Genomic DNA, 12,915 nt, shown 5'->3' with positions numbered 1-12,915 from the left:
GTGTAGCGGATAGTGATTTCGCGGGTGGCACGGTTTTCTGCTTGTTTAAGGACATTGAGGGCGCGGGCAGTTACCACCAGTTTCAAAATTTGTGGGTTCTCTGGAAAGACATCCCAAAAGGGCGGATCCTTTTGAAGATGGACAGGGATGGGTAAATCGCGGTTTTCCCCCCGCAGGCGGGCGCGTTTGGCGATAATCATTTGGCCTCGCCAATCTTGATAGGACTGGCGCAGTTCGGGCATGCCCTCAATACAGCGCAGGGAAAAGCCCCCCATCTCTTGGACAAAGACAATGCGGTGGCGCTCGCGATCGCCCAAGGGTTTAATGTCATCACTGGTAATACTTTGGCCGTTGGGTTTGACCAAGTTTTTCAGCAGGGGAATGAGTTTTTTGGCCGCCAAATCAGCCGTATTTTCACCCCCCACAATGGCAATATTGGTATTCACCGCAGGAGTGAAGCCGGCATCGCGACCACTCATAACTGCCTGCGAGAGCAATAGAAGGGGCTTGGATTTTTGGTAAGCGATGCGCAGGGCGTTGAGAATCTCGGCTTCGTCGTTGCGATAAAACTGCAACAGGCGATCGCAAGCCGTCAAATCCCGCCCAAGGCGACTCTCTTGCGGGGCATTTTGCACAGTGCGGCGTACCGTTTCTTGGATAATCTCCCGCAGGTCACTTTCTTGGACATCCGCCAGTTGTGCCAAATCCAATAGACGCATCACCTCATTGGCAGCGCGGGTTTCCTTCCACAGGGGACTGGCCTCCTGCAACACCGTTGTTGCTGTCGTCGTACAGAGTTGATTGAGACCAATCCTAAAGGCGGACTCAGCACCGGTATTGGCCCCTGCATAGCGCTCAATCAGGTCTTGATAGAGGCCATTGAGTTCTTGGCGATTGTAGAGCTTTATACCGTTGATGCGCAGGGCATCGGCACTGTCGGCTTGGGCGTCGGCCATTGCCTTGAAGCCATCCCGTAAATTCAGCAGCCGTTGGTTAAGCTTGGCAAGGCGAGCCTCCATTCCTTGCAGCCACTCCTCGAGTTTGCCCATCACCTCCTTGGCCAGAAAGCGGGCTTTGGCTTGGATGATGGCGTTGAAGCTTCCCTCAATCCCTTCGAGGGCCTGTTGGCAGAATTCTTCCATCTTTGCTTGCTTGGAAATGCCAAAGAGGGTACTGAAATGGGTAATGTCTTGAAGGGCATTTTCGTATTGCCGCTGACGATTGGCAATGTTGGGCTGCCAAGTTTGCTGAACTTCGCGGTCATACTTTTCCCCTTGGCTTATGAAAATTTGGCGAATTTGCAGCAGAAAGGCATGGGCAAACTTCAGCCCCCGATTGCGGTCTTCAACAATGCGGTAGAACTCCTCCTCAAGGCTTTGGCGAGCGCGCTGAATAATTTGATTGCGGTTGTCGTACATGCGCTGCAAAAAGTCGCCGTGGAGGCGCTCATCAGGACTCAGTTCCCGCAAGTGGGCAGCTCGGTAATTTTCCACCTGTTCACTGAGCCAAGGCACAAATTTCAAAATTTTCCCCTTCTCGGCACCAATCATGCCCCCCACGCCCTGTTGGGTACATTCCAGGAGGTTTTCACGGCTAATTTGGTTGCGCAGATCATTGACCCAGCGGGAAATTTCCTGCATGTAGGGGCGATCGCCGGCGGCTGCTAAGGCTAGCACCAAGTCCGTATCCAACAGGTTCATGGGCTTTAGGAGGCTCTGGGTGACCTCCAATAGCTGCGGTGGCAGTTGTACCGACTCATTGAGCCACCAGTCAATAAAGTCTTGGCAGAGGCGATAGGTCAAGGAGGCGCGAATTTGGGCAATGGGAATTTCAATGCTGGAGAGGCCAAAGGCCATAAAGCTCTTGGGATAGCCCCGCCCCCCAGCATCCTGAGATGCCCAAGCCGCCTTAATGTTGTCACGAATGGAGCGTTTGTGGGGAGCAAAGTCAGAAGTGAGATCTAAAAAGATATTTTGGGCAATCATCTCGCGGATTTCATCGAGCTTGAATTCACTCTCGCCATTTTTGGTGCCCACGAGGTAAGTAAAGTCAAAGGGTGGACAGGTATAGCGCACTTCGTCGCTGAGGCTACTGCTAAATTGCGCCACGTACTCGGTGCGGTAGTCGGCAAAGTAACTGAGTTCCATGAGGGCGGCATAACCATTGGCCAGTACGCGATCGCCGACACTAATTGCGGCAAAGGCATTGGGCATGGGCACAATTCCCGTCACCAGAGGACTCGACTGCCCCTTGAGCCAGTGGCGCACACAATAACCAAGGTCAATGAGCATCCCGCTGCCGGTGCCTCCGGAGAGGGAACCCGTAATAAAGACATTTAAGCTACTGTTGTTGACCTTGAGGCCATAGCGGCTTTGCATAAAACTTTCGTGACCCTTGACGCGATCGCTGGCCGCTTGGAACTTCTGTTGAATGGCATGATAGTTGCAGAAGAAGGCAAACCGCCCACAGGCACGGATTTGACCTGCGCCGGCCTCTAGGGCAGTAATGTTGCGCTCCAGTTCCTTGGGAAACCAAGAGGCAATCCATGGGTAGTTGTCGAGGTTTTGGATGATTTGCTGCACATTTTTGCCGCTGACACTGGCCCAGTGCTTTTCGTTGTCTTTGAGGGGAGAGCCAGCGGCGAGGGGGTTACTGACTTTGTAATCGCGATCGGTGTCAATGGCAAGGAAGCTAATCACGGGAAACTGTTTTAGGCTACCGTAGGTTTCCTCCACTAACCGCCGCACCCGCGATAGCACCTCAATCCCTGTGCCACCCACTCCCACAACTACCGTTGGCACGATTGATTTTTCTTCCACCTGTGCAGACATGATTGCTCTCTCCGCCGCAAGTTACCCCAATCCTAGCAAGAACATCCACGAAATCTGGCGATCGCAACGTTTCATAAAGGTTTTTGCAGCAATACAGCCAGCTATTTTTAACAGCTAAGAATTTCTACAGTAGGAAAGTTTTAAGTTGCCACCAGGTTCGTCAAAGAAGACATGAAAGTTCCCTTTGGCAGAAGCTGTTCAATGCAACCTTCAGGGTGAGGGGGAGCTTTGAAACAGCCCGGCTTTGCGCCCCTCCTGACTACCCCGCTTTGGCGGATTGCCGGTGTTGTTTGCTCTCTTTTGGCAGTAGTTGGACAGGAGCGGCCGAGAGCAGCAGCGGTTCCCAAAATTTGACGCTCCTTCACGATAGATTGAAAAATGGTTGCCCCCTGAGTATTGTCATGACAGTTTCTTCTTCCGTTTCGACGACAACTGCCGCTTCCCTAACGCCCGTGGCGGTACCCCGCCGTGATCTCACTGTGCTCCTGTGGTTAGCGTTGGCGATCGCTGCTGCTGCCACTGGGATTCTTTACATTTTCCTGTTGCCCTTACGGGAAACCTACATTGGTCAACTGCTGCTGAATCGGGGCTGGACACAGCCTGTGGCTGTTTTTTTTGCCTGGACAGTCTTTGCATTTACGATTTTGAAGGCGATCGCCCTCTTTCAGCAGACACCCAGCCTACGTCAAATCTGGATCCCCGCCAACTATCCCTTTGCCTCCATGCGGGATATTTTGCAATTGCAGCAAGCCCTTGCCCAACGGCGGACACTCCTCCCCAATCGCTGTGCGCGGGTTCTGGCGGCATTTCTCAGTAGTGGCCAACGGCAAATTGCCGTTGAAGCCGCCGCAGAAGACAGTGGTAGTGCCGCTGCCGCCAGCGATGCCTCCTATACGATTCCCCGCGTCTTGGTCTGGGCCATTCCCCTCTTGGGCTTTATTGGCACCGTGGTCGGGATTAGCCAAGCTGTCAGTGGCTTTTCCAGCTTTTTGGAGACGGCTCAGGACGTGAACCAAATCAAGGAGGGGATTGGCGGTGTGACAACGGGGCTAGCCGTGGCCTTTGACACCACATTAGTGGCCTTGGTACTCAGTATTCTGGTGATGATCCCAATGGTGATAGTGGAGCGTTGGGAGAATAAGCTGCTGCTGCAAATTGACACTTATATTAACGATCAACTGCTGCCTCGCCTCCCCGTTACGGATACGCCCGTAGGGGTGGATCACAAAACTCTCCAGGAGGTGATTCAGGAAACAATTCGCACGGAGTTACCCACAGAGGAACGGCTGCAACAACTCTTGGAAAACTTAAATCAACTGGCTCGTACCGTGGTCAGCGATCGGCAGCAATTTGTGGCAACCCTAGAGGAGCGCCAGCAACAGTCTATTGAGCAGTTTGAGCACCTCGTGACTCAGATTCAGCACAGCCAAAGGGAACTGCTAGCACAGGTCAATCAGGAACAGACCGCCATTGCCCAAGAACTGCGGCAACAGAGTCAGTACATTGCCCAACTCCTTGCCCAGAGCGATCGCGCCCTACAACAACGACTCCAACTATTAGAAACCCTTAACCAAGCTCTGCAAGCCCTTGCCGATACAGGCAATCTGCAATTGCTTCTCGATAGCCTCAACCACACCCTGAAGAACCTCCAGCCCGTCCTGCAGCAACTGGCCCAACCGCGGCGGGTGATGCTCGTGGAGCAGCCCAGTAGCGCCGATGCAGGTCACTTCCAAAGCTAGATGTCCTCAGAGCATCTGGGGGTTCAACCCGGTGGCCACTGTAGGGGGCGCCCACCCAAGAGGTGGAGGTGCAGATGATAGACTGTTTGACCGCCGTCGGGACCGTTGTTAATGACAATGCGGTAGCCATTCGTTAAGCCCTCTGCCTCCGCAATCCGTTTCGCCGTGAGCAGGAGGTGCCCCAGCACGCCGTGATCCTCGGCTTCTGCCAAGCTGAGTTGGGGAATGGGCTTTTTGGGAATCACCAGAATATGCACGGGTGCCTGGGGGTTGATGTCCCGAAAGGCAAGGCAAAGCTCATCTTCATGGACAATATCCGCAGGAATCTCGCGGCGAATGATGCGGCTAAAGACAGTCTCGCTGCTCATAGTCTCACTCCTCAGCAGTTACCACGTATTTAAGGATCAACCCAGCGGCCATCGGCCTTAATTAATTCCACAAGGGCAGCCACCCCTTCAGATTCGGGGACTTTCTTGACCTCCTCACGACCGCGATAGAGGGAGATGTAGCCCGGTTGTTTGCCCACATAGCCGTAGTCAGCGTCGGCCATTTCACCGGGGCCATTGACAATACAGCCCATAACAGCAATGTTTAGCCCCGTCAGATGTTTGGTGGCTTCACGAACCTTGTGCAGCACTTCCTCAAGATTAAAGAGCGTCCGCCCACAGGAGGGGCAGGCCACATACTCCACCATGGTTCGCCGCAGCCCTAGGGCTTGCAGAATGCTGTAGCAGACGGGAATTTCTTTTTCCGGTGCTTCCGTCAGAGAGACGCGAATCGTATCGCCAATACCTTCAGCCAAGAGCGTGGCAATACCGGCGGTGGATTTGATACGGCCATACTCCCCATCGCCGGCTTCGGTGACCCCCAAGTGCAGGGGGTAGTCCATGCCCAGTTCATCCATGCGCTTGACCATGAGGCGGTTGGCGGCAATCATCACGGGCACACGGGAGGCTTTGAGGGAAATTTCCAAATTGTAGAAGTTCAAAGACTCACAGATGCGGATAAATTCAAGGGCAGACTCCACCATGCCTTCTGGGGTATCGCCGTAGGTAAAGAGCATCCGCTCAGAGAGGGAGCCGTGATTGACACCAATGCGCATGGATTTGCCCTGATCCCGCAGCGAGATCACAAGGGGTTCAAGGGTTTCACGGATTTTAGCACCGATTTCTTCAAACTCGGCTTGGGTATATTCGGTGCGATCGGGCTTGGGTTTCTCAAAGACGTATAGCCCCGGATTAATCCGCACATTGTCCACATATTTAGCCACTTCAAGGGCAATTTTCATGCCGTTGTGATGAACATCAGCCACTAGGGGCACGGGTTTATAGGTTTTGTAAAGGCGATCGCGAATTGCTTCCATGGCCTTAGCATGGGCAAGGCTGGGCACGGTGACCCGCACAATCTCACAGCCGATTTCATGGAGACGCCGAATGGCGGCTACGGACGCTTCAATATCGAGGGTGTCTTCATTAATCATGGACTGCACCGCTACGGGATGACCGCCACCAATGATGACCGAGCCAATGGGTACAGGACGGGTTTTGCGACGGACAATGGCAGTTTCTGTCGGCGTGGCTTGAACAGGACTCGGCAGTGTTTGCATAGGATTTGAGGGGCCAAATTGCACAACTTCTCCCTTTCAGGATGCCACAGAAGCAGCCCGATGCAGCAGGCGATCGCCCGCCCAAGTCTTTATATTTATTCCGAGATCAAAACCCAGGAAGGAAGCCCCATTCTCCCCTGGTTATAAGCATGTGCAACAGGGGTGCGATCGCTGTGTTCTTCTTGAGAGGCCCTGCGCTTACTCATTGATGTTATAGTTATCCCCATGATTTACGATCGCCCCCGCCTCCGCTAGGATAAATTTGAGTTGTGTTTTCCGCCCATGGCTATGAACCCGACACCCAACTACTTTATGGCTGCCCAGATAACGGTGGAACCCCAGATTATCGTTGCCCAAAAGTTCAAGGACACGCTAGGGGAAGACGTGTCCAAGGCTTGGGCAAACTTTGTCGATTCTGGCCAACTGTGGGCGGTGATTATTGGTTTTGCCATTGGCTGGATCTTTGGTAAGCTGCTGAACTTCTAACCCTGCGAGCTGCCGGTGACTGCCCACTCCCAGCCCTGGAGCCAACGCTTTGAACAGGCCCTCCATCCGGCGATCGCCCGCTTCAATGCCAGTATTGGCTTTGACATTCGCCTTATTGAATACGACCTCACCGCTTCCCAGGCCCATGCCCGCATGCTGGCCAAAACCGGCATTATTTCCCCGGCGGAGGCAGAAACCCTGATCCAAGGCCTAGAGCAAATTCGCCAAGAATACCGCGCCGGTCAGTTTAGCCCTGGTATCGAAGCGGAGGATGTACACTTTGCGGTGGAACGCCGCCTTATAGAACTGGTCGGGGAGGTGGGGAAAAAACTCCACACGGCGCGATCGCGCAACGACCAAGTGGGCACCGATATTCGCCTTTACCTGCGCGCCGAAATTGACCACATACTTCAGCAATTGCGACAGTGGCAGCGCACCCTCCTCGATTTGGCAGAGTCCCACGTGGAAACCCTCATTCCCGGCTACACCCACCTGCAACGGGCACAGCCCCTGAGCTTGGCTCACCATCTGCTGGCCTACGTGGAGATGGCTCAACGAGATATTGAGCGACTGCAACAAATTCGCCAGCGGGTAAATGTGTGTCCCTTGGGAGCCGGTGCCCTCGCGGGGACAACGTTTCCCATTGATCGCCACTACACAGCCGAGTTGTTGGGCTTTCGCGAACCCTATCGCAATAGCCTCGATGCCGTCAGCGATCGCGATTTTGCCATTGAGTTTCTCTGTGCCGCCAGCTTGATCATGGTGCATTTGTCGCGTTTAGCAGAAGAAATCATCCTATGGGCTTCGGAGGAATTTGCCTTTGTCAAGCTCAGCGACACCTGTGCCACCGGTTCTAGCATTATGCCTCAAAAGAAAAATCCCGATGTGCCGGAGTTGGTGCGGGGAAAAACGGGGCGGGTCTTTGGCCATTTGCAAGCCCTCTTGGTCATTATGAAGGGGCTACCCTTGGCCTACAATAAAGACCTCCAAGAAGATAAAGAAGCCCTTTTCGATGCCGTTGATACCGTCCGCGCCTGTCTAGAGGCCATGACCATTCTCATGGCAGAGGGGGTAGTGTTTCAGTCTGAACGCTTGGCGGCAGCAGTGGCTGAAGATTTTGCCAATGCCACCGATGTGGCCGATTACCTGGCGAGTAAAGGAGTGCCCTTCCGCGAGGCCTATAACTTGGTGGGGCGAGTGGTGAAAACCTGCCTCGCTCAGGGGAAATTCCTGAAAGACTTAACCCTTGAAGAATGGCAAGCGCTACACCCCGCCTTTGCCGCCGATATTTACGACCGAATTGCACCCCGCCAGGTAGTGGCTGCCCGCAATAGCTATGGGGGCACAGGGTTTGATCAGGTGCGCCAAGCCCTCGCTGCGGCGCGCGATCGCCTTAATGATTTTTAATGAAAAAAGGTGTCATTTGCCCTTAGCCTGAGAAATAGACTGGCTTTACAGTCGTTTTTAGAAACAAAACGTTGCAAATTTTTAAGAAGGATCTCGTGATGACCACGTCTCTAGCGACGAAATTGCGTGAAGGCACCAAAAAAGCCCACACCATGGCAGAAAATATGGGTTTTGTGCGCTGCTTCCTCAAAGGCACGGTGGAAAAAAACTCCTACCGCAAGCTCGTTGCCAGCCTCTATCACGTTTACAGCGCCATGGAACAGGAGATGGAGCAGCTCAAAGACCATCCCATCGTGGGTAAAATTTACTTTCCCGAGCTGAACCGCAAAACCAGCCTTGAGCGAGATCTCACCTACTACTTTGGCTCCAACTGGCGGGAGCAAATCAGTCCCTCGCCGGCGACCCAAGCCTATGTGGCGCGCATTCACGAAGTGGCCAACACGGCTCCAGAATTACTGGTGGCGCACTCCTACACCCGTTACCTGGGCGATCTCTCTGGCGGCCAAATCCTCAAGGGGATTGCTGAACGTGCCATGAATCTTCCAGAGGGGGAAGGCACTGCCTTCTATCGCTTTGAGGCCATCAGTGACGAGAAGGCCTTTAAGCAACTGTATCGCCAACGTTTGGATGAAATGGCAGTGGATGAAGCCACAGCCAACCGAATCGTGGAGGAGGCCAATGCGGCCTTTGGCATGAACATGAAAATCTTTCAAGAGTTGGAGGGCAATCTCATCAAGGCCATTGGGCAGCTGCTCTTCAATACCCTGACCCGCCGCAAACAGCGGGGTAGCACCGAATTGGCTACGGCTGAATAGCTCAGAGGGTAAACTGAAAGGCCTTTACCAGCATCCCCGGCACGGTAATGCCCCCAAGGGAGCGCCGTTCATAGGTGTCTGTATTGGCAATCCAAACGGGGGTGTCCGTCAGGGCCTCAAGATGGCTGCCCCAAAACTCATAGAGGCTGTCATCAAACCGCAGATCAGCAATGGGGGCAACAATTTTACCCTTCTCCACCCAGAAGCAGGCATAGCGGGTCATCCCTGTGATGCGGCCACCGGGGCGATCGCTCCAGTTGAGGTAGTGCAAGTTACCCACATAAAGGCCAGTGTCGAGAGCGGCTAGTGCCTCCCGCTCTGGCAGAGTGCCGGGCAGCACAAGGGGCGATCGCAGGGTTTCTTGGCGGTTGGCACCATTGGCCACCAGCTTGTATTCCTGAGCCGTGCGCCGACTAATGAGGAATGTTTGTAGTTTCCCCCGTTCAATCAACGCCAGGCGAGGGGGCGCAATATCGCCATCGGCATTAAAGCGGGGCACGGTGCCGCCGGTAAAGTCCTCCTGCAGACTAAAAAGGGGGGAGAGGGTTGCTCCTTCCCGTAGCTTGGCAAGGGCACTGCCGCCTTGGCGATAGGCCGCCTCACTCACTGCCCCCCAAGAGAGCATCCCCACTAGCTCAGCTACAGCCGCCGGTGCAAAGTAGGTGCGATAGCGTCCGGGTGCTAACTGACGGGGAGGCTGTTCCAACTGTGCCAATTGCTGGCGATCGCCCTCAATTTGCGCTTGATAGGTGGCACTATCCCAATGGGTACCGGCGTAGCTATTTTTCACTGCCTTGCCTGTGGTGGTGAAAAGGGAGTAATCCAAACAAAAGGTCTCTGTGGCAAACCAGTGCGCCTGCCCTGCGGAGTTAAAGCTACCGCGCGCAATCGTTCCCCCACTGTAAATGCCAACAAAATCGAGGTCTTGCACCGGTCGCAAAATTGTCTCAACAACTGAGTCAGGATCAGGCAAGCGCCCCATGTAAGTCTCTTGAATTGAACCCGTATCCGTTGGCGGCACTAGGTAGGGATCCACGGGGAGTTGCTCGGTTTCAGAGCGCAATTGAGTCAAGAAGTCGAGGGCAGCCGCGAGATCTACTGCACCGCTGTAGGGAAAAGAGCTGCTGGCCGTGCGTTGGTGTGATTGCAACCGCAGTGTTATCACTGTATCTTCCACCATGCCAATTTGACGCACCCGTGCCCGATTGAAGCGAATAAACTGGCTAGATTCACTGGCAATTTCAACGAAGAGCGCCTCCGTTGGCTTCAAAGCAGCAAACAGCTCATGGATAAGGTGTTGAGCAGCAGAAAAATCAAGCGTCATGTGGTACAGAGTTCTTATGAGGATTCTTGAGGGTATTCCTTAGGGTAACCCATTCTCCACCTGTATTCCTGACCGATTTAGCCGATAAAACAAGGCTCTCATGCTGTTCAAGCTGGGGTCTAGGACCTAGGTCAGCCAGATTTTGGACAGGAGTTGCGAGTTCAAAACAGGATAGTTGCCAGGGCTGGGGTGTTTGAGAATAGTTCCGAAAGATGCCGTTGTAGGTTGGTAGTGTTTTTAAGTTTTTAGGGGAAGAATACGCTATTTCTTCCTTTTTTCTAGCCTCTTAATCTATCGTTCAACACTTCTGTCTTTATCCATGTCTGGAGTTGCTCTGGATAGGCTTGTCGCTCTTCCTCACATAGTTCTTGTAACGCGTTTGTTTTTTTTGGGCGATCCCCATCTGGTCGATGGCGTAACTAATGGTCAAAATCGGCACGCCAAATCGCTGGGCACGGTCGGGTCATCGAGACGTACCGCAGCCTCCGCTGTTAAGGTCGCCCAGTCAAGAAACACCTCTTGACTCTGAAATGTTGCCTCAAACGTGTCCCTTTTCTAAAGCCCAAATTTCTAAAGAGCCACTCCGCCTCTAAGCTCAGCCAATATGCGCCCATGAAACAGCCGTACCCCGCTCAACGGCCTGATTCACTTGTTTGCCTAAGAGGACATCATAGTACTTGGGCGGCAAGCCGTATCCGGGACGAATCGAGCGAATACATTCCTCGGTAATCACGTCACCTGCGGCCATATCCTTAACAAAATATAAGGAGCGGCGGTAAACCAGCGACTTTTTCTCCGACTCCGTAGGGCCATAGTGCACTTTCCCTAGCGCTTGGTAGGCTCGTTGAGTTTCCTCAACCAATAGTTTCATCTCGTGGGGTTCCAAACTAAACGCCGCATCCACTCCTCCCTCGGCGCGGCTAAGGGTAAAATGCTTTTCGATAACCGTTGCCCCCAGTGCCACCGCCGCCACCGCTACCCCAATTCCTAACGTGTGATCAGATAGTCCTACTTCACAGCCAAACAGTTCCTTCAGGTGCGGAATAGTGCGCAGATTGGAATCCCTCGGATCGGCAGGATAGGTACTGGTACACTTCAACAGAGTAATTTGATCATTACCAGTTTCACGGATTGTTCGCACTGCTTCATCGAGTTCCGCAAGGGTCGCCATCCCCGTGGACATGATCACCGGCTTCCCGGTTTCCGCCACCCGCTTCACCAAACGCAAATCCACATTCTCAAACGAGGCAATTTTGTAGATCGGGCAATCCAACTCCTCTAGGAAGTCAACCGCCGTTAAATCAAAGGGGGTACTGAAGGCTATCAGCCCCAATTCCCTAGCTCGCTTAAAGATTGGCTCGTGCCATTCCCAAGGCGTATAGGCTTTTTGGTAAAGGCTATAAAGATACTCTCCCTTCCACAAACTACTTTCATCCGCTATAAAAAAGCTATCTTTGTTACAGTTAACTGTCATTGTATCAGCAGTGTAAGTTTGTAACTTAAGCCCGTGAGCACCTGACTGAGCAACTGCCTCTACGATTTTTAGAGCGTTTTCTAGTGATTGATTATGATTACCCGACATCTCGGCAATAATAAAGGGTTGCTGCTTGTTCCAACTTAGTATCATTGACTGTCCTCCTCAGATTCATGGATAAGCTCTATCTTAACTTGACTTTCTATAAAACTAGGCCGTAGATGGGGTGAGTGGAATGAGATGCGGAAATTTCCAACTTCAACAAAAGCGTTTGGATAACCTTCCCCATCAAGCATGCGGATGTAATCATAAAATTGCTCTAAAGTCCTAACCTCATGAAAATCAATTTTGCTCTGATGGGGTTGTCGACGCTTAAACACAGATACTTCTCCTACTTGGGGAAAAGGAGTAGGATTTTCTTGAACAATCTTAACAATCATCTTCTTAATAATTTTACTTGCTCTAATAAGTATTTCATCTGCTGTCCCATTCAGGTTTAGACGTTCCTTAAGATAAACTGAACCAGCATCTATTTCTTTAACACATTGGATTGCACTGATTACCGTATCCTCATAGCCTCTTAAAATTAGATTTTGGAGAGGACTACCGCCACGCCCAAAGGGCAAATCAGTCATGTGAAATATTACAACCCGAAAATTAGTATAAACTTCTTCAGGAATAATGCGTGACCAATGAAGTACGAATACCCAATCAGGGTTAATAGAACTGAGATTCTGGTAAGTTAAATCGGCCTCTTCACTAATTAAAATTACTCTAGCACTTAATTCATTAGCTAGAGAGTTTGCTATAAACTGGTTATACTTCCTATTCGTAGCAATCACAATACAAGAAGAACTCATACTTGTTTAATCATCCCCATCACCACCACATCTTTCCATTGATTATCCTTAAACACAAATTCCCTCAGCCGCCCCTCCTCTTGAAAACCCATTCGCCTATGAAAGTTCAGCACTCTCTCGTTATCTTCAATAACTTCCAGCTTCAGGGTGTGTAGCTGAGCAATGTCAAAAGCCAAATGCAGCGCCGCCTTTTCAAGAAGTACACCTGCCCTGTGAATGCGCTCTTCAGGGTTGGCATAGATACCAAAATAGGCATTGCAGTTACGAAAATCAACTCGGTTCAAGTATAACACACCAATTGCTTGTTCCCTTGAATAGAGAAGGTAGTAGAAGTCTCTCTGACTCTCTACTAATCTCTGAATAAAATGATAAT

Annotated in this window: 11 protein-coding genes; 4 read left to right on the top strand and 7 right to left on the bottom strand. The window is 52.0% G+C overall.

The window, feature by feature from the left end:
• On the bottom strand, window positions 1–2,831 hold a 2,831-nt coding region (locus tag Q0711_RS05280), incomplete at its 3' end, for a tubulin-like doman-containing protein (protein WP_299041868.1).
• Window positions 2,832–3,232: 401 nt separating this feature from the next.
• Between Q0711_RS05280 and Q0711_RS05275 the strand changes: the two genes are divergently transcribed.
• Window positions 3,233–4,570 carry a MotA/TolQ/ExbB proton channel family protein gene (locus tag Q0711_RS05275; RefSeq protein WP_298617539.1) on the top strand — a complete coding sequence of 446 codons (1,338 nt, stop codon included), beginning with the start codon at window positions 3,233–3,235 and terminating at the stop codon, window positions 4,568–4,570.
• 23 nt (window positions 4,571–4,593) lie between these two features.
• Here the strand turns inward: Q0711_RS05275 and Q0711_RS05270 are convergent, their stop codons facing one another.
• The gene (locus tag Q0711_RS05270) at window positions 4,594–4,938 is read right to left on the bottom strand and encodes a histidine triad nucleotide-binding protein (protein ID WP_298614599.1); all 345 of its coding nucleotides are present in this window, start codon (window positions 4,936–4,938) and stop codon (window positions 4,594–4,596) included.
• Window positions 4,939–4,967: 29 nt separating this feature from the next.
• Entirely contained in the window at window positions 4,968–6,176 is a 1,209-nt protein-coding gene (ispG, locus tag Q0711_RS05265) for a (E)-4-hydroxy-3-methylbut-2-enyl-diphosphate synthase (RefSeq protein WP_298614597.1), read from the bottom strand.
• Window positions 6,177–6,458: 282 nt separating this feature from the next.
• On the opposite strand from ispG, the gene Q0711_RS05260 reads away from it, so the two are divergent.
• The 3 genes from Q0711_RS05260 (at window position 6,459) to Q0711_RS05250 (ending at window position 8,884) form a co-directional block, all read left to right on the top strand.
• Window positions 6,459–6,662 (top strand): hypothetical protein, encoded by a 204-nt coding sequence (locus Q0711_RS05260; protein ID WP_299041865.1) that lies wholly within the window; start codon window positions 6,459–6,461, stop codon window positions 6,660–6,662.
• A gap of 15 nt (window positions 6,663–6,677) precedes the next feature.
• Window positions 6,678–8,069, top strand: a complete 1,392-nt coding sequence (gene argH / locus Q0711_RS05255; protein ID WP_299041863.1) for an argininosuccinate lyase — start codon at window positions 6,678–6,680, stop codon at window positions 8,067–8,069.
• A gap of 98 nt (window positions 8,070–8,167) precedes the next feature.
• Entirely contained in the window at window positions 8,168–8,884 is a 717-nt protein-coding gene (locus Q0711_RS05250; RefSeq protein WP_298614591.1) for a heme oxygenase (biliverdin-producing), read from the top strand.
• A 1-nt stretch (window position 8,885) separates the two neighbouring features.
• Here Q0711_RS05250 and Q0711_RS05245 read toward each other — a convergent pair whose 3' ends face one another.
• The 4 genes from Q0711_RS05245 to pseH all read right to left on the bottom strand — a co-directional run.
• Window positions 8,886–10,208, bottom strand: coding sequence for a metallopeptidase TldD-related protein (locus Q0711_RS05245; RefSeq protein ID WP_299041860.1), 1,323 nt, complete (start codon window positions 10,206–10,208; stop codon window positions 8,886–8,888).
• Window positions 10,209–10,803: 595 nt separating this feature from the next.
• Window positions 10,804–11,835, bottom strand: a complete 1,032-nt coding sequence (gene pseI / locus Q0711_RS05240) for a pseudaminic acid synthase (protein WP_299041858.1) — start codon at window positions 11,833–11,835, stop codon at window positions 10,804–10,806.
• Window positions 11,832–12,542 (bottom strand): formyltransferase family protein, encoded by a 711-nt coding sequence (locus tag Q0711_RS05235; RefSeq protein WP_299041857.1) that lies wholly within the window; start codon window positions 12,540–12,542, stop codon window positions 11,832–11,834. Before Q0711_RS05235 ends, pseI begins: the two co-directional genes overlap by 4 nt.
• Window positions 12,539–12,915: UDP-4-amino-4,6-dideoxy-N-acetyl-beta-L-altrosamine N-acetyltransferase (gene pseH, locus Q0711_RS05230; protein ID WP_299041855.1), on the bottom strand; the 377-nt coding region annotated here is incomplete at its 5' end. The genes Q0711_RS05235 and pseH, both read right to left, overlap by 4 nt.

This window comes from uncultured Thermosynechococcus sp. (assembly GCF_937958135.1).
Classification (GTDB): Bacteria; Cyanobacteriota; Cyanobacteriia; order Thermosynechococcales; family Thermosynechococcaceae; genus Thermosynechococcus.
The sequence above is the reverse complement of the archived record's forward strand: the minus strand, read 5'-3'. Positions and strand labels throughout refer to the sequence as shown.

Excerpts from the sequence above, each read along its gene's own strand:
- Q0711_RS05260 (WP_299041865.1), top strand. The coding sequence starts at position 6,459 with ATGGCTATGAACCCGACACCCAACTACTTTATGGCTGCCCAGATAACG.
- Q0711_RS05250 (WP_298614591.1), top strand. The coding sequence starts at position 8,168 with ATGACCACGTCTCTAGCGACGAAATTGCGTGAAGGCACCAAAAAAGCC.
- Q0711_RS05235 (WP_299041857.1), bottom strand. The coding sequence starts at position 12,542 with ATGAGTTCTTCTTGTATTGTGATTGCTACGAATAGGAAGTATAACCAG.
- Q0711_RS05270 (WP_298614599.1), bottom strand. The coding sequence starts at position 4,938 with ATGAGCAGCGAGACTGTCTTTAGCCGCATCATTCGCCGCGAGATTCCT.
- pseI (WP_299041858.1), bottom strand. The coding sequence starts at position 11,835 with ATGATACTAAGTTGGAACAAGCAGCAACCCTTTATTATTGCCGAGATG.
- Q0711_RS05245 (WP_299041860.1), bottom strand. The coding sequence starts at position 10,208 with ATGACGCTTGATTTTTCTGCTGCTCAACACCTTATCCATGAGCTGTTT.
- Q0711_RS05275 (WP_298617539.1), top strand. The coding sequence starts at position 3,233 with ATGACAGTTTCTTCTTCCGTTTCGACGACAACTGCCGCTTCCCTAACG.
- ispG (WP_298614597.1), bottom strand. The coding sequence starts at position 6,176 with ATGCAAACACTGCCGAGTCCTGTTCAAGCCACGCCGACAGAAACTGCC.